29 protein-coding genes and 1 riboswitch are annotated in these 24426 nt (G+C 71.7%); of the genes, 14 read left to right on the top strand and 15 right to left on the bottom strand.

Features of this window, described 5'->3' with window-relative positions; genetic code table 11:
* Window positions 1–24: 24 nt before the first annotated feature.
* The 4 genes from ACGF0J_RS11645 to ACGF0J_RS11630 all read right to left on the bottom strand — a co-directional run bounded on the left by ACGF0J_RS11645 (window position 25) and on the right by ACGF0J_RS11630 (window position 3018).
* Window positions 25–711, bottom strand: coding sequence for a DUF998 domain-containing protein (locus ACGF0J_RS11645; protein ID WP_393144589.1), 687 nt, complete (start codon window positions 709–711; stop codon window positions 25–27).
* A 197-nt stretch (window positions 712–908) separates the two neighbouring features.
* Window positions 909–2339 (bottom strand): xylulokinase, encoded by a 1431-nt coding sequence (xylB, locus tag ACGF0J_RS11640; RefSeq protein WP_393144587.1) that lies wholly within the window; start codon window positions 2337–2339, stop codon window positions 909–911.
* An 87-nt stretch (window positions 2340–2426) separates the two neighbouring features.
* The gene (locus ACGF0J_RS11635; RefSeq protein WP_393144585.1) at window positions 2427–2615 is read right to left on the bottom strand and encodes a hypothetical protein; all 189 of its coding nucleotides are present in this window, start codon (window positions 2613–2615) and stop codon (window positions 2427–2429) included.
* A 115-nt stretch (window positions 2616–2730) separates the two neighbouring features.
* Window positions 2731–3018, bottom strand: coding sequence for a hypothetical protein (locus ACGF0J_RS11630; RefSeq protein ID WP_393144583.1), 288 nt, complete (start codon window positions 3016–3018; stop codon window positions 2731–2733).
* 452 nt (window positions 3019–3470) lie between these two features.
* Here ACGF0J_RS11630 and ACGF0J_RS11625 point away from each other — a divergent pair, with 452 nt between their 5' ends.
* The 3 genes from ACGF0J_RS11625 to ACGF0J_RS11615 all read left to right on the top strand — a co-directional run bounded on the left by ACGF0J_RS11625 (window position 3471) and on the right by ACGF0J_RS11615 (window position 5332).
* Window positions 3471–4094, top strand: coding sequence for an XRE family transcriptional regulator (locus ACGF0J_RS11625; protein WP_393144581.1), 624 nt, complete (start codon window positions 3471–3473; stop codon window positions 4092–4094).
* Window positions 4091–4585 (top strand): NUDIX domain-containing protein, encoded by a 495-nt coding sequence (locus ACGF0J_RS11620; protein ID WP_393144579.1) that lies wholly within the window; start codon window positions 4091–4093, stop codon window positions 4583–4585. Before ACGF0J_RS11625 ends, ACGF0J_RS11620 begins: the two co-directional genes overlap by 4 nt.
* Before the next feature lie 237 nt (window positions 4586–4822).
* The gene (locus tag ACGF0J_RS11615; protein WP_393144577.1) at window positions 4823–5332 is read left to right on the top strand and encodes a VOC family protein; all 510 of its coding nucleotides are present in this window, start codon (window positions 4823–4825) and stop codon (window positions 5330–5332) included.
* 129 nt (window positions 5333–5461) lie between these two features.
* Here ACGF0J_RS11615 and ACGF0J_RS11610 read toward each other — a convergent pair whose 3' ends face one another.
* Window positions 5462–6109 (bottom strand): winged helix-turn-helix transcriptional regulator, encoded by a 648-nt coding sequence (locus ACGF0J_RS11610; RefSeq protein WP_393144575.1) that lies wholly within the window; start codon window positions 6107–6109, stop codon window positions 5462–5464.
* A 91-nt stretch (window positions 6110–6200) separates the two neighbouring features.
* On the opposite strand from ACGF0J_RS11610, the gene ACGF0J_RS11605 reads away from it, so the two are divergent.
* Window positions 6201–6488 carry a DUF4287 domain-containing protein gene (locus tag ACGF0J_RS11605; protein WP_393144573.1) on the top strand — a complete coding sequence of 96 codons (288 nt, stop codon included), beginning with the start codon at window positions 6201–6203 and terminating at the stop codon, window positions 6486–6488.
* A 133-nt stretch (window positions 6489–6621) separates the two neighbouring features.
* Here the strand turns inward: ACGF0J_RS11605 and ACGF0J_RS11600 are convergent, their stop codons facing one another.
* Complete coding sequence (locus ACGF0J_RS11600; RefSeq protein ID WP_393144571.1) at window positions 6622–7122, bottom strand: CGNR zinc finger domain-containing protein; 501 nt, start codon at window positions 7120–7122, stop codon at window positions 6622–6624.
* A 117-nt stretch (window positions 7123–7239) separates the two neighbouring features.
* On the opposite strand from ACGF0J_RS11600, the gene ACGF0J_RS11595 reads away from it, so the two are divergent.
* The 5 genes from ACGF0J_RS11595 (at window position 7240) to ACGF0J_RS11575 (ending at window position 10469) form a co-directional block, all read left to right on the top strand.
* Entirely contained in the window at window positions 7240–8094 is an 855-nt protein-coding gene (locus ACGF0J_RS11595; RefSeq protein ID WP_393144569.1) for an alpha/beta fold hydrolase, read from the top strand.
* A 131-nt stretch (window positions 8095–8225) separates the two neighbouring features.
* The gene (locus ACGF0J_RS11590) at window positions 8226–9314 is read left to right on the top strand and encodes a serine hydrolase domain-containing protein (RefSeq protein ID WP_393144567.1); all 1089 of its coding nucleotides are present in this window, start codon (window positions 8226–8228) and stop codon (window positions 9312–9314) included.
* A 176-nt stretch (window positions 9315–9490) separates the two neighbouring features.
* Entirely contained in the window at window positions 9491–9730 is a 240-nt protein-coding gene (locus ACGF0J_RS11585; RefSeq protein WP_393144565.1) for a hypothetical protein, read from the top strand.
* A gap of 95 nt (window positions 9731–9825) precedes the next feature.
* A complete protein-coding gene (locus ACGF0J_RS11580; RefSeq protein WP_393144563.1) occupies window positions 9826–9951 on the top strand; it encodes a hypothetical protein in 126 nt (41 codons plus the stop codon).
* Complete coding sequence (locus ACGF0J_RS11575; RefSeq protein WP_393144561.1) at window positions 9921–10469, top strand: MarR family winged helix-turn-helix transcriptional regulator; 549 nt, start codon at window positions 9921–9923, stop codon at window positions 10467–10469. Before ACGF0J_RS11580 ends, ACGF0J_RS11575 begins: the two co-directional genes overlap by 31 nt.
* On the opposite strand, the gene ACGF0J_RS11570 is transcribed toward ACGF0J_RS11575, so the two are convergent.
* The 9 genes from ACGF0J_RS11570 to ACGF0J_RS11530 form a co-directional block, all read right to left on the bottom strand.
* Window positions 10417–11526, bottom strand: a complete 1110-nt coding sequence (locus ACGF0J_RS11570) for a hypothetical protein (RefSeq protein WP_393144559.1) — start codon at window positions 11524–11526, stop codon at window positions 10417–10419. The two genes, ACGF0J_RS11575 and ACGF0J_RS11570, sit on opposite strands and share 53 nt — an antisense overlap.
* Before the next feature lie 94 nt (window positions 11527–11620).
* A complete protein-coding gene (locus tag ACGF0J_RS11565; protein ID WP_393144557.1) occupies window positions 11621–13030 on the bottom strand; it encodes an amino acid permease in 1410 nt (469 codons plus the stop codon).
* A 69-nt stretch (window positions 13031–13099) separates the two neighbouring features.
* Window positions 13100–13786, bottom strand: a complete 687-nt coding sequence (locus ACGF0J_RS11560; protein ID WP_393144977.1) for a response regulator — start codon at window positions 13784–13786, stop codon at window positions 13100–13102.
* 68 nt (window positions 13787–13854) lie between these two features.
* Window positions 13855–15048, bottom strand: coding sequence for a sensor histidine kinase (locus tag ACGF0J_RS11555; RefSeq protein WP_393144555.1), 1194 nt, complete (start codon window positions 15046–15048; stop codon window positions 13855–13857).
* A 165-nt stretch (window positions 15049–15213) separates the two neighbouring features.
* On the bottom strand, window positions 15214–15501 hold the full coding sequence (locus ACGF0J_RS11550) for a DUF5615 family PIN-like protein (RefSeq protein WP_393144553.1): 288 nt from the start codon (window positions 15499–15501) through the stop codon (window positions 15214–15216).
* Window positions 15498–15728, bottom strand: coding sequence for a DUF433 domain-containing protein (locus ACGF0J_RS11545; RefSeq protein ID WP_393144551.1), 231 nt, complete (start codon window positions 15726–15728; stop codon window positions 15498–15500). The genes ACGF0J_RS11550 and ACGF0J_RS11545 overlap by 4 nt, the downstream gene beginning before the upstream one ends.
* Before the next feature lie 103 nt (window positions 15729–15831).
* Complete coding sequence (locus ACGF0J_RS11540; RefSeq protein WP_393144549.1) at window positions 15832–17166, bottom strand: alpha/beta hydrolase domain-containing protein; 1335 nt, start codon at window positions 17164–17166, stop codon at window positions 15832–15834.
* Between the two features lie 216 nt (window positions 17167–17382).
* Window positions 17383–17859, bottom strand: coding sequence for a hypothetical protein (locus ACGF0J_RS11535; protein ID WP_393144547.1), 477 nt, complete (start codon window positions 17857–17859; stop codon window positions 17383–17385).
* 162 nt (window positions 17860–18021) lie between these two features.
* Window positions 18022–18672, bottom strand: coding sequence for a TetR/AcrR family transcriptional regulator (locus ACGF0J_RS11530; protein WP_393144545.1), 651 nt, complete (start codon window positions 18670–18672; stop codon window positions 18022–18024).
* 188 nt (window positions 18673–18860) lie between these two features.
* On the opposite strand from ACGF0J_RS11530, the gene ACGF0J_RS11525 reads away from it, so the two are divergent.
* The 5 genes from ACGF0J_RS11525 to thiC all read left to right on the top strand — a co-directional run bounded on the left by ACGF0J_RS11525 (window position 18861) and on the right by thiC (window position 24256).
* Window positions 18861–19781 (top strand): ABC transporter ATP-binding protein, encoded by a 921-nt coding sequence (locus ACGF0J_RS11525; RefSeq protein ID WP_393144543.1) that lies wholly within the window; start codon window positions 18861–18863, stop codon window positions 19779–19781.
* Window positions 19778–20482 (top strand): ABC transporter permease, encoded by a 705-nt coding sequence (locus tag ACGF0J_RS11520; RefSeq protein WP_393144541.1) that lies wholly within the window; start codon window positions 19778–19780, stop codon window positions 20480–20482. The genes ACGF0J_RS11525 and ACGF0J_RS11520 overlap by 4 nt, the downstream gene beginning before the upstream one ends.
* A 4-nt stretch (window positions 20483–20486) precedes the next feature.
* The gene (locus ACGF0J_RS11515; RefSeq protein WP_393144539.1) at window positions 20487–21737 is read left to right on the top strand and encodes a sensor histidine kinase; all 1251 of its coding nucleotides are present in this window, start codon (window positions 20487–20489) and stop codon (window positions 21735–21737) included.
* Window positions 21730–22365 (top strand): response regulator, encoded by a 636-nt coding sequence (locus ACGF0J_RS11510; protein ID WP_393144537.1) that lies wholly within the window; start codon window positions 21730–21732, stop codon window positions 22363–22365. Before ACGF0J_RS11515 ends, ACGF0J_RS11510 begins: the two co-directional genes overlap by 8 nt.
* 74 nt (window positions 22366–22439) lie before the next feature.
* Window positions 22440–22555: riboswitch (TPP riboswitch) on the top strand.
* Window positions 22547–24256: a phosphomethylpyrimidine synthase ThiC gene (thiC, locus tag ACGF0J_RS11505; protein WP_393144535.1), complete on the top strand. Its 1710-nt coding sequence runs from the start codon at window positions 22547–22549 to the stop codon at window positions 24254–24256. It overlaps the preceding riboswitch by 9 nt.
* Window positions 24257–24426: the final 170 nt, after the last annotated feature.

Below are 24426 nucleotides of genomic sequence, written 5' to 3'. Positions count from 1 at the left end.
GCACCGAAACGGGCCCGTTTAAGATCAACTAGCGATAAATCTGTGATATGTCGGGAAATTGACGGCTTTCGTGGCGCGCGTGCGGGTCCACGCCAGCCGCGCCAGCCAGCAGGCCAGCACCCCCAGCACCGCCACCTCGGCACCCAGCAGCAGCCGCTCCACCAGCCCGATCAGCATCCGGTCCCCCGGCAGCGCCACGTACGTCATCGCCAGCACACCGAACCCCCCGGCCAGCGCCAGCCACTCCACCACCCGCGCGACCGGCTTCCAGTCCGCGTGCGCCGCCAGGCGCGGCACCAGCATCGCCGCCGCCACCGGCAGGCTCACGAACGCCGCCACCGACACGTACCGGTGCACCTGCGCCGTCAGGTCCAGGTCCGTGCCGAGCGGCGAGGTCGGGAGCACGGCCGCCACGACCAGCGCCCCCGACCAGACCATCAGCAACCGCTCGGGCAGCCCCCGCACCGGCGCCCCCGCCGCGCGCAGCCCCGCCAGCAACGCCAGCGACCCCAGCCCCATCACGGCCATCGCGACCTCCGTGACGCCCCCGCGGTCGGCCACGGCGTACTCGCTCACGGTCACGTTCAGCGGATCCAGGTACGGGTCCGGGCCCACCTGCCCGATCACCACGGCCACGACCGAGAAACCGATCGCGGCACACGCGATCCACGCCCACATGCCCGGCGACATCCGCGCCATCAATCCGCTCATGCCCTAACCCTCCCGCCTCACCCCCCTTCGCCACCATCGGGCCCAACCCCCACCCCACCCCTGACTCACCCCCTAGGGGTCGGACGCTCGGCGGCTTCGGACGGGGGGTGACCGGAGTCAGAGGGTCCGGTCGGGGATGTGGCGGCGCGGGCCGGGGACAAGGGGTCCGGTCGAGGATGTGGGGGCGCGGGCTGAGGTCAGGGGGTCCGGTCGAGGATGTGGGGGCGGGTGACGGCGTAGCGGGCGCGGATGGCGGGCACGGGGTCGGCCTCGTGGACGACCGGCTCCTGGACGGACCAGTGGACGTCGCCGTCGAGGAGCCAGGCGGCCTGGTAGGCGGCGCCGTCGGCCACGTACTCGCCCGGAGGCGGCACGAGGACGGGACGGGCGAAGACGGTGGGGGCGATCCGGCGGACCGCCTCCGAGCGGGCCCCTCCGCCGATCAGCAGCACCCGTTCGGGCGTCATGCCGAGCGCGTCGAGGGCGTCGGCGAGGCCGCAGAGCATGCCCTCGATCGAGGCGCGGGCGAGGTGGGCGGGGGTGGCGGTGGCCAGGGTGAGGCCGTGGACGGAGCCCGTGGCGGTGGGGCGGTTGGGGGTGCGCTCGCCTTCCAGGTAGGGGACGAGCGTGAGGCCGTCGGCACCCGGCGGCGCCTGGAGCGCCAGCTCGCCGAGGCGGTCGAGGTCGACGCCGGTCAGGCGCGCCGCCGCGTCCATGATCCGGGCGGCGTTGAGGGTGCACACCAGCGGCAGGAAGCGGCCGGTGGCGTCGGCGAACCCGGCCACGGCCCCGCTCGGGTCGGCGCTCGGCGCGTCGGAGACCGCGAAGACGGTGCCGGAGGTGCCGATGGACACCACGACGTCCCCGGGCCGGGCCCGCACTCCCAGCGCGGCGGCCATGTTGTCGCCGGTGCCGGGGGCGATCCGCATCGGGGCGTCACTCCCGGCGGGGGTCGCCGCGTCGGCGACCGGGCCGAGGACGCGGGGCAGCAGCGGCACCGCGCCGAAGGCGGACTTCAGCAGATCGGTGCGGTAGGCGCCGGTGGCCGGGGACCAGTAGCCGGTGCCCGAGGCGTCGCCCCGGTCGGTGGTGAGCAGGTCGAGCGGTGGCGGCGGCGCGTCGGCCCAGGACGCGAAGGGCGACGTCAGCGCGCCCGCCAGCCGCCAGGTGAGCCAGTCGTGCGGCAGGCAGACGGCGGCCGTGCGGCGGGCGTTGCCGGGCTCGTGCTCGGCCAGCCAGCGCAGCTTGGTGACGGTGAACGACGCGACGGGCACGCTGCCCACCGCCTCGGCCCAGGCGCCGGGCCCGCCCAGCTCGGCCACCAGGTCAGCGGCCGCGCCGGCCGAGCGCGTGTCGTTCCAGAGCAGCGCGTCACGCACCACATGGCCCGACTCGTCGAGGCAGACCATCCCGTGCTGCTGGCCGGCCACGCTGATGGCGGCGACGTCGTCGAGGCCGCCGGCCTCCTCGACGGCGCGCAGCAGCGCGGCCCACCAGTGGGAGGGGTGGACCTCGGTGCCGCCGGGGTGGGCGGCCCTGCCCTGCCGTACGAGCCGCCCGGTGGACGCCTCACGGATGACGACCTTGCAGCTCTGCGTCGAGGAGTCGACGCCCGCGACGAGTGTCATGCGGCCGCGCCCGGCAGACCGCCGTGGACGGGACGGTGAGTGTTAACGCTACCCATGCTCCGAATGCTGCACGAGCGGGCGGCCGGATCACAAGCCCGACGGATCGCGCCCCACGCTGATCTCCTCGGCGATGCGACGGATCTCCACCGCGTCGAGGCCCGGCGCCTTGGGCAGCCGGCGCCACAGCGCGTCCATCACCACGGGCACCGGCTGGCCTGCCAACTGCCCCGCGATCCCGTGGACCGCCCTGAAGAGCGCCTCGTCCGTGTCACGCATCCCGGCCCCCCGACTTATCAGACCTCGCTCCGACTACCCGCAGAACCGTACGCCGTGCCGCCGACAGTTTCCCGCTGGCCGTCCAGCGTGTTCCGCACGGCTCCGCAGATTTCGCTCAGGAAGCGGGCCGCTTGAGGGCCCGGTGGTTGTGCAGCAGCGCAACCTGGTGCGCGAGCGCGGACGCCAGAGACGGCACGTCCGGCCGCTCGACATGCTGCTCGACGCCGTCAGAGCGCATGATGGGTGTGACCTCACGCCGGAGCGTGGCGGTCCACGTGGCCCGCTCCGGGCTGTCGAGGATGCGGTGGATCTCCCACCCCGGATAGGTGGTGCGCAGGACGGCGAGCTGCTGCACCGCGCGGCACGCTTCCGTCCCGATGGGGAGGTGCTGCGGCGTTGTCACTGCGGCACCTGTAGGTTCTCCGCGATTCCCTCTTGCGTACGGAGCCGCGCGGCAGCTCGGTGGCGTCGTCGGCGTCGACGGTCTTCGCCAACCCGGCGGCAATCTCGGCGTTCGTCAGACGACGGCGGCGGGTCGCGTAGCAACAACCAGTGCTACTACTCCAGACAGTCCAGTCAGGGTAGGCGGCGCGCAGTCCCGCCATTAGGTTGGTGCCGACGCTGCTCATGCACGCAGCATCCACCCAGGTAGATGGACATCGCTCCGACACCCCTAGACATCTGCCGACATCTTCGAGTCAACTAGTTGCCAGATGATGTCCTAGGACAGGATGCCGCCATGGTGAACGAACGCCTGCGCCGGACGATGCTCCGTGCGGGTTGGACCCCCAGCAGTTAGCGGATGCCGCCGAAGTCAGCGTGAAGTCCGTTGAGCGCTGGTTACACGGTACGTCCGTGCCATACCCCAAGACCCGCTTCCGGGTGGCGGCCATCCTGGAAGAGGACGAGTCGTACCTATGGCCCGACTCCGTCGACCGGGCATCGCTCGTGGGCGCCGAGCTGATAGCCAGCTACCCGCGGCGCAACGACGTACCGCGTCACCTGTGGACTGAGATTCTGCGCAACGCCGAGCGCAACGTCGACCTGCTCGCGTTCGCCGGCCTCTTTCTGGCCGAAGAGCACCCGGACTGGATTCCGACGCTGGCGGCCAAGGCGGAAGCCGGCGTGCGGGTCCGGCTTCTGATCGGTGACCCGAAGGGCCAGCAGCTCGCATCACGCGACACGGAGCACCAGATCGGCGGAGGCGTCGCCGGCCGGGTCGCCGCAGTGCTCGCCTACTACGGACAGCGCATGCCTCCGGCCGCCCAGATCCGGCTACATTACACACCGCTGTACAACAGCATCTACAGGTTCGACGACGAGATGCTCGTCAATGTCCACGTGTACGGGATCCTCGCGGCGTTCACGCCCACCATCCACATTCGCCGCGTGGATGGGGCATGGTTCAACACCTACCTGGAGTCGTACGAGCGGGTATGGGCGTCAGCCCGACCGTGGGAGCGGGGAGCAGCAGTGTGACGAAGAAGACGAGACGTATCGACTACTGGCGCGACCCGGAGGCTCCGAAGCCGACCAGCCGCAAAGCGTCGGCGAGCGTGTTCGTCCAGGACGAGCGAGGCCGGGTGCTGATGCTTCGCCGTACGGACAACGACCTGTGGACCATCCCCACGGGCGGCGTGAGAAAGGGCGAAACAGTCGCCGAGGCCGGCGTGCGGGAATGCCGGGAAGAGACGGGCCTCGACATCGAGGTAACCGGGCTCGTCGGCGTGTTCTCCAGCCCTGACCACGTCATCGTGTACATGCACGGCAAGAAGGTGGACGAGGTACGGCAGCCAATCAACCTGTGCCTGCGAGGGCGCATCGTCGGCGGCGAGATCCAGCCGGAGCCCACCGAGGCGCAAGAGGTCCGGTGGGTGGAACCGGAGAAGCTCAGCGGCTACAACATCCATCCCGCGATTCGCCTTCGGATAGAGCACGGCCTGCATGGGACAGATCCGTACATCGGGTAGTGCCGCCAACACAGAAAGCACAACATCTGTAGTGCTCTCCTCCGCACGGCTGCGCGTGGGATGCGCGCGAGCGGCTTTTCGATCTTGAGTCGAGGGGGCCACGAGGGGGGCCACGGACCGTGACCCCCCGTCTGACCTGTAACTCCCTCCCCCAGCCCCCGCCCGTGGCCCGATCGAGGGGCCAGTTTATTTGAACTTTCATATACTTGGTGGTGCGTCCTGAGAGGGGAAGTCGCCATGCCGGTCCAGCGCCTCAACCACGCCGTCCTCTACGTCCGCGACGTGGAGCGCAGCGTCGCCTTCTACCGGGAGGCACTCGGCTTCGAGGTCGTCATGAGCCTGCCGGGCGCCGCCTTCTTGCAGGCCGCGGGCTCGTCCAACGACCACGACCTGGGCCTGTTCGAGATCGGCGCCGGAGCGGGCCCGTCGCCCGCCGGACGTACCTCGGTGGGCCTGTACCACCTCGCCTGGGAGGTCGACACGCTCGACGAGCTGGAGCGCGTCGCCGCCAGGCTGCGGGAGATGGGCTCGCTGGTCGGCGCGTCCGACCACTCCACCACCAAGGCGCTCTACGCGCGCGACCCGGACGGCCTGGAGTTCGAGGTGTCGTGGCTGGTGCCGGCCGCGCTGATCGACGAGCAGGTGCTCGCCGGCCGCACCAGCATCCGCCCGCTCGACCTCGCCGCCGACAAGCAGCGGTTCGGCGGCCGGACCCGCGGCGGCGTGGGCGTCTCGATCCCCGCCTAGCGCCCCGACCGGAAGCGTTCACCGCACCGGAGCTCGGGAGATCATCGACGCCGTCCTTCTCGGCTTTTCCGGCCGACTCGCTGGATGAAGGACGGACGGGCGCAGCCTGGTGTCGCGACCTGCTGTTGGTCAGAAGCGGAACATCTCGGCGAACCGGTCGAAAAGCGCGCGATCGCCTTCCACGCGCACGCTGCCGTCGGCGAGCACCTCGTCCGCGGTCCTGCCGCCGCTCATCAGGTCGCGGATCGGGTGACCGGCGAGCCGTTCGATGACGAGGTCGGGGGCGGGGTGCGGGCCGACGCCCGTCGTCAGTTCCCCGTCGGTGATCTGGAGGCGAAGCGTGAAGTCACCCATGCGGACCTCGTAGCCGACGGTGCCGCCCGGAGCCGCTTCGGGCCGATAGGAGGTGCGGAAGGACATGGCGACCGCCTCGGCGGTGACGACCTCGCCGGGGCGGGGTTCGGTCAGCGACCGAGCGCCCCAGCGACCCAGCGCGATCAACGCCGGTTCGAGATCGCGCCCGTAGTCGGTGAGCTCGTAGACGACCGCCCGTTCGGGGTGCGGGAGCGCGCGGCGGGTCGCCAGTCCTGCCTCTTCGAGGTGTTTGAGCCGAGCCGACAGGATGTTGGTCGGGATGGCGGGCAAGCCCTTGTGCAGGTCCGTGAAACGCTGAGGCCCGGCGAACAGGTTGCGGATGATCAGCATGCTCCACCGCTCGCCGACCATCTCCATCGCGCGGGCCAGGCCGCAGAACTGCCCGTATTCCCGAGACGCCATGATGCCGACTCTATCTCATGATTCAGTTGACAAACCATACTTGCAAAAGACAAGCTTGCCGCTCGCAAGGGTCCACAGAAGGGAGGAACGCATGTCGTTCCAGGCGTACCTCGACAACATCGAGGACAAGACCGGACTGACACCGCGTGAGTTCATCGCTCTGGCGAAGGAGCGCGGCTTCGACGACCCGTCCGTGAAGGCCGGAGTGATCATCGACTGGCTGAAGCAGGACTACGCCCTCGGACGCGGGCACGCGATGGCTCTGGTGCACGTGATCAAGAAGGGGCCGAGGATCGACGCCAGACACGTCGGCAGCTCCGGTTCCCACCGCGACGAATCCGACACGCTATGGCTGGACGGCAAGAACAACCGGCCTTGACGAGCCGAGCCGACCACCCGCCGCCAGGCGGCCGGGCTGGCGCTCGCACGACGCGCCCTCGGCCGCCCGGATCAGGCGGCACGAGCGTCCCGGACGGGCGGTGTGCCCGAGCGATTCCCGGGCCCGCTTCTGATCACCGTCCGGGAGCGGTTCGCGAGTTGCGCTGGCGCTGATTGAAGCGGCCGACCTTGGCGCGGTTGCCGCACACATCCATCCGGCACCAGCGGCGACTGCCGTTCTTGCTGGCGTCGAGGAACCACAGCACGCAGCGTGGATTGCCGCAGCGCCGCACCCGATCGGGGCGCTCGCCGAGCACGCGCGCCAGGTCGGCGGCCGCCGTCCAGGCCGCGTGCCAGGACGGATCGCCCAGGACCAGCACCTCGTACGGCCCGCCGTCGCCGACCTGAGGCCGCCGGCCGCCATGGGACAGCACGGCGTTGATCGGCGCCGAGCCACGCCCTTCGAGCAGGTCGCGCATGGCCGACCGCGCCCGCGTGAGCCGGTCGCGCACCCGCTCGGCATCATCGCCGCCCGGCAGCCCGTGATCGGCCAGCCAGGCCCGGACTCCCTCCGGCGTGTCGAACTGGTCGACCAGCGTCGCGTCCTCCACCCAGACGGTGTCCACCAGGTCCAACCCCACAGGCTCGCCAAGGAGCGGCCGGATCCTCAAACTAACCCCTTAAGCCGATTTGACCGGTTAACACCAGCCATGCTATCACTTAACCATCAAAACGGAGATAGGGAGTTAGTCATGACCATCAGGTACCGCACCGAGGTGATCGACGGGCTGGACGTCTTCTACCGGGAGGCGGGCGACCCCTCAGCGCCCACGCTCGTCCTCCTGCACGGCTTCCCCACCTCGTCGATCGTCTACCAGGAACTGATCGCCGAGCTGGCCGACGAGTTCCATCTGATCGCGCCCGACTACCCCGGCTACGGGCACAGCTCGGCCCCCTCCGCCCAGGACTGGGAGTACACCTTCGACCACCTCGCCGACGTGGTCGACCGGCTGCTCGACAGGATCGGCGTGACCCGCTACGCCGTCTACGTGCACGACTACGGCGCGCCCGTGGGCTTCCGCCTCGCACTGCGCCACCCCGAGCGGATCACCGGCATCGTCACCCAGAACGGCAACGCCTACGAGGAGGGCCTGACTCCGTTCTGGGAGCCGATCCGGGCCTACTGGGCCGAGCCGTCCGAGGAGAACGGGGACGCCCTGCGCACCCTCCTCACCCGCGCGGCGACGCACTGGCAGTACACCCACGGCGTGCCCGACCCGGGGCGGGTCAACCCCGACCTGGAGGTCTTCGACCAGGCGCTGCTCGACCGGCCCGGCAACCAGGAGATCCAGCTCGCCCTGTTCCTGGACTACGGCACCAACCCGCCGCGCTACCGGGAGTGGCAGGACTACCTGCGCTCCCACCAGCCGCCGCTGCTGGCCGCCTGGGGGCGCAACGACGAGATCTTCGGTCCCGACGGGGCGCGCGCCTTCGCCCGCGATCTCAAGGACGCGCGCATCCACCTCCTGGACGCCGGCCACTTCCCCCTGACGACCGAGCTGGCGCAGAGCTCCGCCCTGATCCGCGACTTCCTCCGCTCGCTGTGAAACCGCGGCGCGGCGGGCCCGGAGGTGCCGCCGCGGGCCCGGACGTGCGGGCCCGCGGTAGGGACAACCCCCCTCCGGGAGGCCCGCACGCGTGACTGTCCTGGAGGACGGCGCACGGCAGATTCATGGGCATGTCGAAACTCCTCCCCGCCCTCGTCGCCGGCAGCCTGATCCTCGCTCCGGCCGTCCCCGCCTTCGCCGACGCCTCGGCGCCCTCGGTCAAGTCGCGCCTCGATGTCCTCACGACGCGGGACGGCATGCCGGGCGCGCTGAGCCACGTACGCGCCTCCGACGGCAGGACCGTGACCGTGAAGTCGGGGACCGCCGAGCGCGGGACCGGCAGGCCCATGATCGGTCCGCGGGGGCGGCTCAGGATCGCGAGCATGACCAAGCCGATCATGGCGGCCACCGTGCTGCGTCTCGCCGAACGGGGTGAGATCGACCTGGACGCCCCCGTCGAGCGCTACCTGCCCGGCGTGGTGCGGGGCACCGGCGACGGCGCCGCCATCGACGGCAGGGACATCACCGTCAGGATGCTCCTCCGGCACACCAGCGGCCTGCCGGAGTTCGTCCATGCCGTCGATTGGACGAAGCCGCTCCCCGACTACCTGCGGATGGCGCTCTCGCTCAAACCGACGCAGCGGGGCACGTTCGCCTACTCCAGCACCAACTACCTGCTCGCCGGAATGGTCGTGAGCGCGGTCACGGGTAAGGACTTCCGGCAGGCCAGCAGGGACCTCGTCCTCAAGCCGTACGGCATGCACGACACGTACTGGCCGGCCAGGGCCGACCACGGCCTCCGCGGCCCCCACGCGCACGCCTACGGCGTGCACCCCGGCCGGCCGCAGGGCGGCGTGGTGGACCTGACCGACCAGTTGCCCACCTACGAGTTCGGCGCCAGCGGCGGCTTGGTGTCCACCCCGCAGGACCTCGACCGGTTCTGGCGCAGTGCGCCGCTGGGCGCGATGACGGGCAGGACCGTCCCCGTCGAACAGCCCGGCTGGCCCGCGGGCACGACCTACGGCCACGGCGTGGCCAGGACGAGGACGAGCTGCGGCCACGCCTTCTTCCACGGCGGCGACCTGCCGGGCACGTCCGTGATCAGCGGCCGTGACCGCGCGGGGCGCACGGCCACCGTCTACGTCACGAGCGTCGCGGGGACGGACAGGCAGCTCCGGCACCTGCTCGACGCCTTCGACGCCGCCCTGTGCTCCCGGTGACCCGCTGATGCGGCGGCGGCCCGCCGACGTCGGCGGGCCGCCGCGTGGCCGGGCACTCCGACGTCGGGGAACCACCGCGTGGCCGGGCACGCCGGCGCGGGCGGGCCGCCGCGTGGCCGGGGACGCCGGCGGAGGTACCGTGGGGGTGTCCGACTCCCGCGCTTTGGAGAACGGCCATGTCGCGCGACCCTGATCACGTGCTCGACGCCATCGACGGTGCCGTCGACGAATGGGAGACGTTGAGCGCCGACGCCATGCGGTGGGCGCCTCCGGAGAACAAACAGCCCGACCTGCTGGGCGAGGTGGGCGAGATCCTCGCCCCGCTCACGCACGCGGTCACCGAGGTGCTGCGCCCGCTGGGCGACGCCGTGACGCGCGTCCTCGACTTCCTTCTCGACGACGACGACGAACGCTGACGGCGCGGGGGCCGCCCGAGGCGGCATCCACTCGACACCATCGACTCGCTCCGTCGTCCTCAGTCGGCTTACGGCGCGCCCGGTAAGCTCGACGCGTGAGCTCCGAAACGGTCCGCACGCGCCTGCCCATCGCCGTGGAGTCGATCGAGCCGCGGCCGGTCCTCGACGCGCCGGCCGACCGGTCACACCAGTGTGTCCCGCTCCCGGAGCCGGTCTCCTGATCCCCGACGGGCCGGGCCCGGGCTCGGCGTCCCTCGGCACGCTGCTGCGTCACGTCCACGAGCTCATGGACGCCGCCATCGCCGACCTGTACACCGACCTCGGCCTGCCCGACTACCGGCCGCGTTTCTCGCCGGTCGTGCGTGCCCTGTCCGGCCGTGGCCCGATGGCCATCCGCGACCTGGCCGGCGCCATCGGCGTCACCCACTCGGCGGCGAGCCAGACTGTGCACCAGATGCGGCGGTCCGGGTTCGTCACGCTGGAGCGGGGCGCCGACGCCCGCCACCGCATCGTCCATCTCAGTGAGCGGGCCCGCGCGGCGCTGCCCGCCATCGAGACGGAGTGGGAGGCCACGGCCCGTGCGGTCGCCGCGCTGGAGGCGGAGCTGCCCATGCCGCTCACCGACGTGCTGGCCGCGACCGTGGAGGCGCTGCGCCGCCGGCCGTTCCGCGAGCGGATCACGAGCGCTACGCGGCAGGCAGGCCCAGGTGCCGGGCGATGGCGGCCGTCACCGGAGTGACCGTGGGCAGCGGCGGCCCGGCGTAGTGGCCGGGCTTGTGGGTGCGCAGCAGCAGTTCGCCGCTGCGTTCCCACTGGAACCCGGCGCGCTTCAGCAGCCGCGCGAAGACCTCGTCCGTCCGGCCCGGGTCGCGCGCGGCGAGCCGTTCGATCGGTACGGGCGAGACGGCGTCGCCGCGCAGGTAGGCCGTCAACAGGTCGCGGTGCTCGCGCCTGACGACCAGGCGCGGGTCGGCGAAGATCCGCTCCAGCCGGCCGAAGTCGGCGTAGTAGCCGAGCCCCCGCTGCTCGTCGAAGATCAGCGCGACGGTCTCGGCGTCGGCGAGGCGCTCGGGCAGGTCCGGCTCGGCGGGCGGCGGGCCGCCCAGCCGCGCCGCCTGGTGGCCGAGATAGCCGCGCATCATGGCGGCGACGTCCGCGCCGGGCAGCACGACGAGGTCGGCGCCGAAGTACTCGACGAAGCACCGCCGCTGCTCGCGCTGCGTCTGGCGGGCCTGGGCGAGCAGCACGGGGTTGCGCAGCACCCAGGCGGGGTTGGCGAGGGCCAGGTGCGCCGCGACGCCGGTCATCATGTCGCCGGCGGCGGCGTCGTGCACCGCCGGGGTGCCGCTGAACAGCCAGTCGCCGCCGAGCGGGATCAGCCGGCCGACCGCGTACACGCCGGTGGCCAGCCCGCCGAAGGCGTCCTCGCCGAGGTTGGAGAAGGCCCGGTAGACCAGCTCGTCCACGAGGTTGAACAGCAGCGCGGCGGCCCCGTCGACGGCCCGCACCTCGTAGACGCCCTCGACCACGGTCTTCCAGCTCGTCAGCAGCTCGACGTCGGCCCGGTCGAGGCCGGCCACCTCCGCGAGGAACCGGTCGATGACCGTGCCGCCGCCCGCCAGCTCGTGCTGGTGGGCGAAGAAGTCGATCGGCAGGAAGGCGGCGGCCTCGTCGTCGGGCGGCCCGTCGGCGTGGAACCGGTCGAGCACGGCGCCGAGCTCGCGGCCGAACCTGCCCGAGGTGGCGAAGTGGATCAGCTCGGCCTTCAGCTCCACGGCCCGCGCAAGCATGCTCATCGTCACTCCTTGTGTCCGGAGTGACACTAACCGCTCCGGCGGCGTTTCCGGGGCGACTTCCCCCAACTCGGCAAACCCCTGCTGCGCGCCGGGCCTACGCCCGCGGCCCGGAGGAGGGCTCCAGCTCGGAGTGGCGGCGGCTGTAGGCGAAGTAGATGACCAGCCCGAGCAGGAACCAGACGGCGAACCGCAGCCAGGTCTCCGGGGCCAGGAACGTGATCAGCCAGATGGAGAAGACCACGCCGATGGCCGGCACCACCGGCATCCCCGGGGTCCGGAACGTCCGGGGCAGCTCGGGGTGCCGGTAGCGGAGCACGATCACGGCCACGCAGACCACCACGAAGGCCAGCAGGATGCCGATGTTGGTCAGCTCCGCCGCCTCCCTGATGGGCAGGAAGCCCGCGATCACGGCCGAGCCGACGCCGACGATCCAGGTGACGCGGGTGGGCACCCGCCGTACGGGGTGCAGCTTGGCGAACCAGTGCGGCAGCAGCCCGTCGCGGCTCATCGAGAACCACACGCGGGTCACCCCCAGCATGAACGTGAACATCACGGTCAGGATGCCGACGATGGCCCCGACCGCGATCACGGTCGCCAGCCCGGACAGCCCCACGGAGGCGAACGCCGAGGAGAAGCCGCTCTCGGGGTCGATCTCGCGGTAGTTCTGCATGCCGGTGAGCACCAGCGTGGCGAGCACGTACAGGATCATGGAGATGACCAGCGAGTAGATGATCGCCCTGGGCATGTGCCGCTGGGCGTCCTTCGACTCCTCCGCCGCGGTGCTCATCGCGTCGTAGCCGAAGACGGCGAAGAACACGGTGGCCGCGCCGGTGATGGCCCCGCCGACGCCGAACGGGAAGAACGGCGAGTAGTTGGCGGTGTTGATGTAGAAGAAGCCGACGACGATCACCAGCAGCACCACGGCGACCTTGATGGCGACCACGAACGTCTCGAACCTGGCCGCGCTCTTGATGCCGAGGTTCAGCAGGTACGCGATGAGCAGGCAGAGGATCACCGCGAACAGGTCCACGACGCGGCCCTCGCCGGTGCCGGGCGCGCCGAGCATCCAGGCGGGCAACTCGATGCCGAGCTGCTGGACGAGGAAGCCGAAGTAGCCCGAGATGCCGATGGCGACGACGGCGACGATGGCGGTGTACTCCAGCAGCAGGTCCCAGCCGATGAACCAGCCCACGATCTCGCCCAGCACGGCGTAGCCGTAGGTGTAGGCGGAGCCGGCCTTCGGGATGAGCCCGGCGAACTCGGCGTAGGAGAACGCCGCGGCGGCGCTGGCCACGCCGGCGATGAGGAACGAGATGAGCACCGCCGGGCCAGCCGTCTCGTTGGCGACCGCCCCGGCGAGGGCGAAGATGCCCGCCCCGATGATGCCGCCGACGCCGATGGCGGTGAGCTGCCACAGGCCCAGCGTGCGGGAGAGCTCTCCCTCGTGTTCGGCGGCGATCCGCTCGACCGGTTTACGGCGGAAGACGCTCCGTGAAGTCACCATGACAGCCTCCTCGGGGGAGCCCTTTCCCGGCCGAGGCCCTCCTATGCCCGGTGTTCGCCCAGGTGAGGGCTATGGTTTGACGTGCAGGGCGAGCTGGATGCGGTCGCGCAGGCCGAGCTTGCGCAGCACGCTGGAGACATGGTTCTTGACCGTGCCCTCGGTGATGAACAGCCGGGCGGCGATCTCCCTGTTGGCGGCGCCGGCGGCGACCATCCTGGCCACCTCGATCTCGCGTGCCGACAGCAGCTCCTGGCCGCGGAAGGCGCCGGTGGCCGGCGGCCTGACGTGCCGCAGCTCGGCCACCAGGCGGGCGGCCACCGGGCTGCCCAGCACGGTCTCCCCCCGCGCCACCCGGTGGATGGCCGAGACGAGGTCCTCGGGCGCGCAGTCCTTCAGCAGGTAGCCGGTGGCGCCGCCGCGCAGGGCGCCGAAGATGTAGTCGTCCTCGTCGAACGTGCTCAGCACGATGGCGGCGACCTGCGGCTGCTCGGCGGCCAGCCGGGTGATCAGCTCCACGCCGTCCATCCCGGGCATCCGCATGTCGACCAGCACCACGTCGGGACGCGCCGCGGCCACCACGCGCAGCGCCTCGTGTCCGCCGGCCGCCTCGCCGGCCACCTCGATGCCGTCTTCCAGCTCCAGCAGCTTGCGCAGCCCCTGCCGCATCAGCGCCTGGTCGTCCACGAGGACCACCCGGACCGCGCCCGTGCGCTCTCCCCGGACCGCGCCCGTGCGCTCTCCCCGGCCCGCGCCCATGCCGCCGCCCGCGCCCATGCCGCCGCCCGCGCCCATGCCGCCGCGCGCGCTCACGCCGCCACCCGCGCTCACGCGCCGGCCCGCGCGAGCGGCAGCTCGGCCCGCAGTTCGAACCCGCCGCCCGCCCGGTTGCCGCCGGCCACGCTGCCGCCGAGCGCCCTGGCCCGCTCCGCCAGCGCGCCGAGGCCGAAACCGCCGCCGGACCGCTCGTCGCGGCCCCTGCCGTCGTCGCTCACCACGAGGACGACACTCGTCCGGCCGAAGACGAGCCGGCCGTGCACCCGCTCGGCCTCGGCGTGCCTGAGCGCGTTGGTGAGCCCTTCCTGCAGCACGCGGTACAGGACCAGTTCGGTGTCGGGGGCGAGCCGGCGTTCGTCGCCCTCCACCTGGAAGGTGACCGCGATGCCGGTGCCGTCGAAGGAGGCGGCCAGCCGTTCGAGGGCCGCGCTGCCGACACGGCCGTCGAGGGCGAGGGGGCGCAGCGCGCGCACCCAGCGGCGGGCGTCGGCGAGCGCCTCGACGGTCAGCTCCTTTGCCTGGCGCACCTCGTCCCAGACGGCCTCGGGACGCCGCTCGCGGAACCGCTCGGCGTTCTCCAGGTTCATCTTGATCAGGGTGAGGTGGTGGCCGACGGAGTCGTGCATCTCGGCGGCCATCCTGGCCCGTTCCTCGGCGACGGCCAGCTCCCTGATCCGTTCCAGCAGTCCCTGCGCCTCCTCGCGCCGGCGGCGCGCCTCCAGCGTGGACGAGGCCATGCCGAGCACGAAGGCGGCGAACACCGCCGTCCACCCGGTCTGGGCGAGTCCGTCGAGCACCGTCCCGCCGAACAGCAGCGGGACGCCCGCCCACATGCCGGTCGCGAGGCAGCACAGGATGATCGTCGCGGCCCGCATGCCGAACAGGAAGGCCAGGTTGGCCACCGCGATGAGGGTCAGCGGCAGGTGCGTGGACCGTGATCCGGTGACGCCCAGCAGGATCGTGGCCACCAGGAACAGCGGCCCCACCCAGCGGTGCGGGCGGGACCGGTCCCAGGGCAGGGCGAACCACAGCAGCGCGACGAGGACGAGGTTGACGCCGAACGCCGCGACCACGTACGGCGGGACGCCGTCGGCCGGCACCCCGGCGACCGGGACGCCGGCCAGGCGCATGGCCAGCGGGCCGGTGACCAGGACGGCCATCACGACCCAGAAGACGACGGTGAAGAGGAACGGCCGGTCCTCGTCGCGAAGCCACTCCACGCGCGGCCGGCCCGAACGCACCATGACTCCGACCCTAGAGCGGACAGGCGCCGGTGTGATCCCCCCACGGTCACCATGACCGTGGTCATGCCCTTCTCGTCCTCGCCCGCGCGCCGCCGGGGGGCGGGGAGATCGAACGGAGGAGCAGCGCCGCATCGCCACTCATTCCCGGGAAGCGGACCCGCGCTGTCAGCGCAAGGGGAGAGCCCGGACGCGGATGCCCGCGGGAGCGAACGCCGCGATCGCGCCCGTCCGAAGGTGCTGTTCGAGAACTTCGAGATTGGCCAAGATGATGGTGACCAGGTCGGGCGGACGAAGCTCTACCAGCTCTCGCACATCCGCAACAGCGAGTTGCATGATCGTGCTGTCGGACGCGCTCGTCGCCTGGAGATCGCGTACATGGACGGCGTCGTTGCCGGCCTTGGTCAGCAGCTCAGCGACGCGAGGCGAGAGGTTCTCATCGACCAGGAAGTTCACGCCGGCTCTCGGAGACGGTAGAAGTGGACATTCGTTGACGCCGCTGCGTACTCAAGCGCCTGTTTGATGTCCTCCCGCTCCAAGTCCGGGTAGTCCACGACAATCTCGTCGAAGGTCCAGCCGCCGGCCACAAGCCGTACCACCGTCTCCACCGTGATGCGCAGACCACGGATGGTGGGCTTCCCTTCGAGCTTGTCGGGGTCCAGGATGATCCGATCAAAGTTCATGCGTCTCCCTCCCTTCCTGATACTGCCAGGTAGAGCGCATGGGAGCGACCTGGATCCGCTGAAACGGAGCGGTGAACGAGTTTTCGACGCAGTGGTTCGTCGATCAACCTTGCTTCGAGGAGGAGCAGGGGCGCATCGCCACGAAGTCGTCGTAGTGGTCGCGGTAGGTCTGCGTGTACGTCAGCGGCGGGCACAGGGCCGCGCGGGCGCGCATCGCGGCGGCCTCCTCCCGGGTGACCTGACCGGCGGCGAGCTGGGCCAGCAGCCTGCCGCGGAAGGCCGCTAGGTATCCGGCGTGGCCGGTGAAGCCGAGCTGCCCGATGGTCCTGACCGCGTCGTAGCTCCCCACGAATCCGGTGACGTAGCGGGCCTCGCCCAGCTCGACGTACGGCGGGCGGGGCGCGGGTCGGCCGTGGGCGTGCACGGCGAGCGCGTTGCCGTTCGCGTCGCGGGCGATCACGCCGCCGGCCGCCTTCAGGTGGTAGGAGGCCGGGGGCGAGTCGCCGTGCCGCACCCAGCGGTCGGCCTGCAGGAAGTGGGCGCGCAGAGCGGGCTCCCAGCTCGCCGGGGTGGTGCGCGTCGCGAACGACGGGATCTCCAGGTGGTCGGGCACGTGCGGGCTGCCGGCGACGGCGTAGAAGCGGTAGCGGCCCGGGGCGACGCCGCGGTCGAGGAGGGTGGCCGAGTCCTCGGCCTCGGAGTTGACGATGACGAGCCGGCCGTCGAAGCGCCCGTCCAGCAGCGCGGGCTGCGGGTCCGCCCCCTCGGTGGTGAACGGCAGCGCCAGGTCGAACACGCCCCGGGCCCGGCCCGTCGTGACGAGGTCCAGCACGGGGACGGAGGAGTCGGAGAAGCCAGTGACGTACGTCCGGCCGGTCTCGCCGAGGACCTTGCGGGCGATCGGGTCGCGGGACAGCGCGCGACCGAACTCGGCGACGATCTCCGGGTCGGTGCGGCCGCCGCCCTCGGCCGTGCCGCCCTGGACGAAGGTGCCGGGGGCCTGGGGGTCGAGGATGCGCAGGTTCTGGCCGGGGCCGAAGTCGGCGGTGCTCCACCCGATCCCGGCGTGGGCGAAGCCGCGGCCGAAGAGCAGCCGCGGCCGCAGGTAGACGTCGCGGGCGCCCAGCCCGATGGCGAAGTGCGGCGGCTCGACCAGGACCGTCCCGTTGCCCTGCTCGGCGTCCAGCGGCGCGGTGATCTGGTACGGCACGCGGAACGCGCCGGTGGAGGTGCGGCCGGCGAACAGCCCGTCGTGGCGCAGGTAGGGCGTCCGGCCGTGCCACCCGGCCCAGGTGACGTTCCGCGGGATCAGCCTGCCCTGGGCGGCCGGGTCCGTCCGGGGGTGGTGGGCCGTGCCGCGGGCGGCGCCCGCCGGCAGGGTGGCCGCGACGACGAGGGCGAGGATGAGCGAGCGGCGCAGCCGGGATCGGTTGAGCATGCGTACGGGCCCCTTCGACCGTGGCCGCCCCGCACGGGCGACCTCATCGCGACGCTAGGCCGCAGGTCGGTGGCGGTCACGGGGGCACGCCCCGGCCCGTCGTCAACACCGGGCCAAGTTCGGGTCAGGTAGGGGCGAGGCTCTCGCGGGCCCTCCCGGGCCGGCCGCGCGCGTGCGTGGACGGCCGGCATCCGGGAGGCGCCGCGGGGTGCGGGCTCAGCCGCAGTTCTTGAACTTGCCGCGCCTGGCCTGGGCGATGACTCCGTTGACGCGCGTGTCGGTGGTGAGGCCCTCGAAGTCGACGCACTGACCCTTGCCGTAGCCGATGGCGGCGGCGTAGTAGCGGTACTTCTTCGCGGTCAGCGTGCCGGGGTCGCGGTAGGCGCCGCCACCCTGGACGTGGAGGATCGCCTGGGTGTAGGTGGGGGTGCCGGCGTAGGCGGTCTTGATGACCACGACGCAGTTCTTCTGCAGGCCGCCGTTCCACATCAGGTAGACGTGGCCGTACGTGGAGCCGCCGTTCTTCAGCGTCCGCCGGTTGTCGGACACGTGGGTCCAGCCGCCGCGCCCGGACTCCTTGGCACAGGCGCCTTCCGGGGTGTAGCCGGCGGCCACGGCGGGGGCGGGGTGGACGAGAATCGTGCCGGCTCCGAGGAGCGCGGCCACGGCGAGGGTCTTCGCGTGCTTGCGCAAGTGCGTTCCATCCTTCTCGGGGGTGGACCAGGCCGGCGGGCCTGACCGGAGGTCATGACAACGTGCGGGCATGGTCGCCAACCGTCGTCATGCTCTCATGGAAGAGATCCACAATTGCCTATTTAAGACGCCGAATTCCCTTATCGGGTTGTGTGGCGCTGATCACTCCGAGCGTGTGGATTCCTCCACAGAGGGCGGTTCCCCGGGCAGACCGAGCGTCCGATGGATCATCGTGTGCATGTGGGCGCGGAAGCGCGCCAGCGCGCGTGGATTCTCCGGCCCCTGGCGCTCGCCCGACTTGTCGTACACGCCGCTCTGCACGAAGCTGTGGATGCACCAGATCATCGAGATGACCGTGAAGTCCAGGTCGGCGTCCCCCACGTTGAGCGGCGCGATGGAGTCGATGACGGACTGCGCGAGCGGCTGGACGTACACCGGTTCCAGCCCCGACACGTCGCTGGCGTCGGAGAGCCAGCGGTGCATCCACAGCGCCGGGAACTCGGGATGCGCGGCGCAGAAGTCGATGTAGCGGTCGAGGAGCCGGTGCAGCGCCACCGCCTTCGCCTCGCCGGGAGCGGCCGTCAGCTCTCCCGCGGCGTCCTCCAACTCGTCGGCGAAGGCGCGGAACGCCCGGTCCATGACCGCCAGGTACAGCTCGCGCTTGCTGCCGACGTGGTAGCTGACCGTGGCGACGTTCAGGCCGACGGCCTCCGCGATCTGGCGCGTGGACGTGCCGTCGTAGCCGAGCGCGGCGAACAGCCTGGTGGCGACCTGGAGGATCATCTCCCGCTGGCCGCTCTCCCCTGATTTCACGCGGCCGACCCTAGGCCCGGGCGTGAGGTCGCTCAATCAGTTGATGGACAGGTTTGCGCCAAGTTCTGGCCAACCGCCCGCGCCGCGCGCCATCCACCGATCGGTGGATTTCCGGTTCAGCCGTCCACCCGCCGGAGTGCGGCCGGTAGGTCGATCCGCCGCGTGGCGCCGCGCCGGATGCTTGATCCATGGCAGTCATCGAAGTCAGCGGCCTGACGAAGAGGTACGCGGGACAGACGGTCCTGGACGGGGTGTCGTTCTCCGTGAAGGAGGGCGAGATCTTCGGCATCCTCGGCCCGAACGGCACCGGCAAGACCACGACCGTGGAGTGCGTGGAGGGCCTGCGGCGGCCCGACGGCGGGTCCGTCCGGGTCCTCGGGCTCGACCCCGCGAAGGACGGCCGCCGGCTGCGCGAGGTGATCGGGGTGCAGCTCCAGCACACGCAGCTCCCCGAGAACATCAAGGTCTGGGAGGCGCTCGACCTGTACGCCTCCTTCTACGCCCGCCCCCGCGACTGGCGTGACCTGCTGGAGCAGTGGGGCCTGGCCGACAAGCGCGACGCCCGCTTCGGCAAGCTGTCGGGCGGCCAGAAGCAGCGGCTGTTCATCGCCCTGGCGCTGGTCGGCGGCCCGAAGGTGGCCTTCCTCGACGAGCTGACGACCGGCCTCGACCCGCAGGCGCGCCGCGCCACCTGGGAGGTCATCAAGCAGGTGCGCGACAGCGGCGTCACCGTCGTCCTGGTCAGCCACTTCATGGACGAGGTGGAGGAGCTGTGCGACCGGGTCGCGGTGTTCGACCGCGGCACCGTCGTCGCCGTCGACACCCCGACCGGCCTGATCGACGGGGTGGACGCCGAGCACCAGATGCGCTTCACGCTCATGGCGGGCGACGCCGACCCGGCCGTCCTGCTGGGCGACCTGCCGGGCGTGTCCGGCGTGTCCCGCAGCGGCGACCAGGTGGTCGTCACCGGCCGGGGCGACTTCGCCACCGCCGTCACCGCCGCTCTGGCCCGCCACCAGCTTCTCGTCGCCGACCTGCGCATCGGCAGGCGGACGCTCGACGACGCCTTCATCGCCCTGACCGGCCGCCCCTTCGGAGACCACGCATGAGCGCCCTCGCCAAACTCACCACCGTCGAACTGAAGCTGCTGGCCCGCGAACCCGGCGCGATGTTCACCATCCTCATCCCGCTGTTCATCCTCGTGGTGTTCGGCAGCTCGATCACCCCCGGCGACACCGTGCTGCTGCCGATGTCGCTGGCCATCGCCGTGGGGCTGGTGGGGCTGTACCAGCTCCCCACCACCCTGGCGACCTACCGGGAGCGGGGCATCCTGCGCCGGCTGTCCACCACCCCGGTGCGGCCGGCGAGCCTGCTGACGGTGCAGCTCGCGTTGCAGCTCGTGCTCGCGCTGACCGCCTGCGGCCTGCTCGTGGCCGTCGCGGGCACCGTCCTGCGCGCCCACGTGCCGTCGGGCGTCCTGGCGCTCACGGTGGCGTTCCTGCTGGGCACGGCCGCGATGTTCGCCATCGGGCTGCTGATCGCGGCCCTGGCGCCGAACGGCCGGGCCGCCAACGGGATCGGCGTGCTGCTGTACTTCCCCATGGCCTACCTCGCCGGGCTCATCCAGCCGCCGCACCAGATGCCCACGGCGTTGCGGAACGTGGGGGAATACACTCCTCTGGGCGCCTTCCGGCGGGTGCTCGCGGAGGTCTGGGCGGGCGGGTTCCCCAGCCCCCTCATGATGGCCGTGCTGGCCGCGTACGCGCTGGTCGTCAGCCTGGCGGCGGCCAAGTTCTTCCGGTGGGAGTAGGGACGTGACGAGGACGGCGGCGGACACGCGGCTCGACCGGTGGGAGCGGCTCCTGGAGCGCCTGCTCGCGGCGGTGCCGTACCTGCTGCTGGTGGTGTCCACGGCGCTGTCCTGGCTGACCGGTGACACCGCGTGGCCGTACCGCCTGACCACGCTCGGCCTGGCGGCCCTCACCGCCGCCTGGATCGGGGTGATGGGCAGGACGCCCGGCGCCCGGCGGCACGTCTACGTCGCCGGGCTGGTGGTCCTGATCGCGGTGCTCAACACGCGGGGGATCTGGTTCGCCTCCTTCTTCGCCTTCACCGGCTACCTGCACTCCTGGTGGTACCTGCCGGGCAGGTGGCGGCTCGCCGGGGTGACCGCGACCGCCGCCGTGTGCATCCCGGGCTACACCGGCCGGCTGCCCGAGCCCACCCTCACGGGCATCCTGACCTACCTGTTCTTCGTCGCCGTGGTCGTCTCGCTCGTCTGCCTGTTCAGCTTCGTCGGCGACGTCACCACCGAGCGGAGCGCCGAGCGCAAGCTCATGGTGGCGCGGCTGGAGGAGACGCTGCGGGAGAACGCGGGCCTGCACACCCAGCTCCTCGTGCAGGCCCGCGAGGCCGGGGTGTTCGACGAGCGCCGGCGCATGGCCCGCGAGATCCACGACACCCTCGCCCAGGGGCTGGCGGGCATCATCGCCCAGCTCCAGGCCGCCACCCACGCCCACGAGGCCGGCGAGGAGCCGGCCGTCTGGCGGCGGCACCTCGACACGGCCACCCGCCTGGCCCGCGACAGCCTGGCCGAGGCGCGCCGGTCGGTGCACGCCATGGAGCCGGGGCCGCTGCAGTCCGCCCCCCTGCCGGACGCGCTGGCGCGGGTCGCCGCCGAGTGGTCGGAGCTGCACGGCGTACGCGCCGACGTCACCGCGACGGGCCCGGTCCGTCCGCTGCACCCGGAGGTGGAGGGGACGCTGCTGCGCACCGCTCAGGAGGCGCTGGCCAACGTGGCCAAGCACGCCCGGGCCGGCCGGGTCGCCGTCACCCTGTCGTACATGGAGGACCTCGTCAGTCTGGACGTGCGCGACGACGGCGCCGGGTTCGACGCGGAGCGGGTCCGCGACGGCGGCGGGTACGGTCTGACCTCGATGCGCCAGCGGGTCAGCCGCCTGGCGGGCACCCTGGAGATCGAGAGCGAGCCCGGCTCCGGCACCGCGATCTCCGCGGCCGTCCCCGCGGTGCCCAGGGAACACGCGGAGGAGAGCTTCCTTGCCTGACACCCCCATCCGGCTGCTGATCGCCGACGACCATCCCATCGTCCGCGACGGCATCCGCGGCATGTTCACCGGCGACCCGCGCTTCGAGGTGGCCGGAGAGGCGGGCGACGGCGCGCAGGCCGTCGACCTCGCCCGCGCCCTCGACCCCGACGTCGTGCTCATGGACCTGCGGATGCCCCGCATGGACGGAGTGACAGCCATCAGGGAGCTGGCGCGGCTCGGTGTCCGGGCCCGGGTGCTGGTCCTCACCACGTACGACACCGACAGCGACGTGCTGCCCGCGATCGAGGCCGGAGCCACCGGCTACCTGCTGAAGGACGCCGCACGCGAGGACCTCACGCGCGGCGTCGAGGCGGCGGCGCGCGGCGAGGCCGTCCTGTCCCCGTCCGTCGCCACCCGCCTCATGGGTCAGGTGCGCGCACCCGCCGACCCGCTGAGCGGCCGGGAGCTGGAGATCCTGCGCCTGGTGGCCCAGGGCACCACCAACCGCGAGGCCGCGGCCCGGCTGTTCATCAGCGAGGCGACGGTCAAGACGCACCTGCTGCACGTCTACGCCAAGCTCGGCGTCAACGACCGGGCCGCCGCGGTCGCCGTGGCCTACCAGCGCGGCCTGCTCACCGGGGGGTGACCGCCCGTCGAGGACGGGCCCGGGCACGTCGGCGGCTCCGCCTTGCGCCCCTGCGGGCGCCGGGTTACGTTGATCCGGTCCAACGCGGGAGCCCGGTGTGACCGGGCTGAGAGGACGGCTACCCATCAGCCGCCGACCGCCAGAACCTGCTCCGGGTAATGCCGGCGAAGGGAGTTGCCGCGTGAGTGGCGCGCGTTTTTCCAAGGTCCACCTCGGCGAGCTGCGGGTGCCCGTGCGGGAGGTGCTGCTGTCCAACGGGGAGCGGATCAGCTTGTACGACACGTCCGGGCCGTACACCGACCCGGCGGCCGCCACCGACGTGACCGAGGGGCTGCCGGCCCGGCGCGAGGAGTGGATCCTCGCCCGGGGGGACGTGGCCGACTACGCGGGCCGGCCGGTGCGGCCGATCGACGACGGCCGCCCGAGCGGGGCCGGCCGGGCCGGACACGCCTGGCGCGGCGCGGCGCGGCGGCCGTTGCGGGCCACGGGGGCGCCCGTGACGCAGCTCGCCTACGCCCGGCGGGGGGAGATCACCCGCGAGATGGAGTTCGTCGCGATCCGGGAGGGCGTGACACCGGAGTTCGTCCGGGACGCGGTGGCCGCCGGCCGGGCGATCATCCCCGCGAACGTCAACCACCCGGAGAGCGAGCCGATGATCATCGGTCGCGACTTCCTCGTGAAGATCAACGCCAACATCGGCAACTCGGCCGTCACCTCCTCGATCGAGGAGGAGGTCGAGAAGATGACCTGGGCCACCCGGTGGGGCGCCGACACGATCATGGACCTGTCCACCGGTCGCGACATCCACACCACCCGCGAATGGATCATCCGCAACTCGCCCGTGCCCGTCGGCACCGTGCCGCTCTACCAGGCGCTGGAGAAGGTCGGCGGGGTGGCCGCCGACCTGTCGTGGGAGGTCTACCGCGACACGCTGATCGAGCAGTGCGAGCAGGGCGTCGACTACATGACCGTGCACGCCGGGGTGCGGCTGGCGTACGTGCCGCTGACCGCCCGCCGCAAGACGGGCATCGTGTCCCGGGGCGGCTCGATCATGGCCGCCTGGTGCCTGGCGCACCACCGCGAGAGCTTCCTGTACGAGCACTTCGCCGACATGTGCGAGATCTTCGCCGCGTACGACGTGGCGTTCTCACTGGGCGACGGCCTGCGGCCCGGCTCCATCGCCGACGCCAACGACGAGGCGCAGTTCGCCGAGCTGCGCACGCTGGGCGAGCTGACCGCGATCGCCCGCGAGCACGGCGTCCAGACGATGGTCGAGGGACCCGGCCACGTGCCCATGCACAAGATCAAGGAGAACGTCGACCTGCAGCGCGAGCTGTGCGACGACGCCCCCTTCTACACGCTCGGCCCGCTGGTGACCGACATCGCCCCCGGATACGACCACATCACCTCCGGCATCGGCGCCGCCATGATCGGCTGGTTCGGCACGGCCATGCTCTGCTACGTCACCCCGAAGGAGCACCTGGGCCTGCCCGACCGGGACGACGTCAAGACCGGCGTCATCACGTACAAGATCGCGGCGCACGCCGCCGACCTGGCCAAGGGCCACCCGCTCGCCCAGCGGTGGGACGACGCGCTGTCCGACGCCCGGTTCGAGTTCCGCTGGGAGGACCAGTTCGACCTGTCGCTCGACCCCGACACCGCCCGCTCCTTCCACGACGAGACGCTGCCCGCGGCCCCGGCGAAGACCGCCCACTTCTGCTCCATGTGCGGGCCCAAGTTCTGCTCCATGAAGATCAGCCACGACGTCCGCCGCTACGCCGACGAGCACGGCCTGTCCGACTCCGAGGCGCTCACGGCCGGCATGGCCGACATGTCGGCACGGTTCCGCGACCAGGGCGGCACGGTCTACCTCCCCCTCACCGACGCCTGAGAGGGACGCCCACCCCAGGCGTTTCGCCAGATCATTTCGCCTCGCTCGCTCGGCATTCGCGAACCGGTCCGGCCGGCACAGCAGCGGCCGGACCGGTTCATTACGCCCGGCGGCGGCGGGCCCGATACGCGCGTACCCCGCAAATACGGTTGCGCAGGTCGTCATGATGG

Source organism: Nonomuraea sp. NPDC047897, assembly GCF_043204415.1.
Taxonomy (GTDB): Bacteria; Actinomycetota; Actinomycetes; order Streptosporangiales; family Streptosporangiaceae; genus Nonomuraea.
Note: the sequence above shows the minus strand (reverse complement) of the source record. Positions and strands in the feature narration are given on the sequence as shown.

What these genes read in the sequence shown, in the direction of transcription:
- ACGF0J_RS11645 (WP_393144589.1), bottom strand. Translation starts at nt 711, where the DNA reads ATGAGCGGATTGATGGCGCGGATGTCGCCGGGCATGTGGGCGTGGATC.
- xylB (WP_393144587.1), bottom strand. Translation starts at nt 2,339, where the DNA reads ATGACACTCGTCGCGGGCGTCGACTCCTCGACGCAGAGCTGCAAGGTC.
- ACGF0J_RS11635 (WP_393144585.1), bottom strand. Translation starts at nt 2,615, where the DNA reads ATGCGTGACACGGACGAGGCGCTCTTCAGGGCGGTCCACGGGATCGCG.
- ACGF0J_RS11615 (WP_393144577.1), top strand. Translation starts at nt 4,823, where the DNA reads ATGCCGGTCCAGCGCCTCAACCACGCCGTCCTCTACGTCCGCGACGTG.
- ACGF0J_RS11610 (WP_393144575.1), bottom strand. Translation starts at nt 6,109, where the DNA reads ATGGCGTCTCGGGAATACGGGCAGTTCTGCGGCCTGGCCCGCGCGATG.
- ACGF0J_RS11605 (WP_393144573.1), top strand. Translation starts at nt 6,201, where the DNA reads ATGTCGTTCCAGGCGTACCTCGACAACATCGAGGACAAGACCGGACTG.
- ACGF0J_RS11595 (WP_393144569.1), top strand. Translation starts at nt 7,240, where the DNA reads ATGACCATCAGGTACCGCACCGAGGTGATCGACGGGCTGGACGTCTTC.
- ACGF0J_RS11590 (WP_393144567.1), top strand. Translation starts at nt 8,226, where the DNA reads ATGTCGAAACTCCTCCCCGCCCTCGTCGCCGGCAGCCTGATCCTCGCT.
- ACGF0J_RS11585 (WP_393144565.1), top strand. Translation starts at nt 9,491, where the DNA reads ATGTCGCGCGACCCTGATCACGTGCTCGACGCCATCGACGGTGCCGTC.
- ACGF0J_RS11570 (WP_393144559.1), bottom strand. Translation starts at nt 11,526, where the DNA reads ATGAGCATGCTTGCGCGGGCCGTGGAGCTGAAGGCCGAGCTGATCCAC.
- ACGF0J_RS11565 (WP_393144557.1), bottom strand. Translation starts at nt 13,030, where the DNA reads ATGGTGACTTCACGGAGCGTCTTCCGCCGTAAACCGGTCGAGCGGATC.
- ACGF0J_RS11560 (WP_393144977.1), bottom strand. Translation starts at nt 13,786, where the DNA reads ATGGGCGCGGGCCGGGGAGAGCGCACGGGCGCGGTCCGGGGAGAGCGC.
- ACGF0J_RS11555 (WP_393144555.1), bottom strand. Translation starts at nt 15,048, where the DNA reads ATGGTGCGTTCGGGCCGGCCGCGCGTGGAGTGGCTTCGCGACGAGGAC.
- ACGF0J_RS11545 (WP_393144551.1), bottom strand. Translation starts at nt 15,728, where the DNA reads ATGAACTTTGATCGGATCATCCTGGACCCCGACAAGCTCGAAGGGAAG.
- ACGF0J_RS11540 (WP_393144549.1), bottom strand. Translation starts at nt 17,166, where the DNA reads ATGCTCAACCGATCCCGGCTGCGCCGCTCGCTCATCCTCGCCCTCGTC.
- ACGF0J_RS11525 (WP_393144543.1), top strand. Translation starts at nt 18,861, where the DNA reads ATGGCAGTCATCGAAGTCAGCGGCCTGACGAAGAGGTACGCGGGACAG.
- ACGF0J_RS11520 (WP_393144541.1), top strand. Translation starts at nt 19,778, where the DNA reads ATGAGCGCCCTCGCCAAACTCACCACCGTCGAACTGAAGCTGCTGGCC.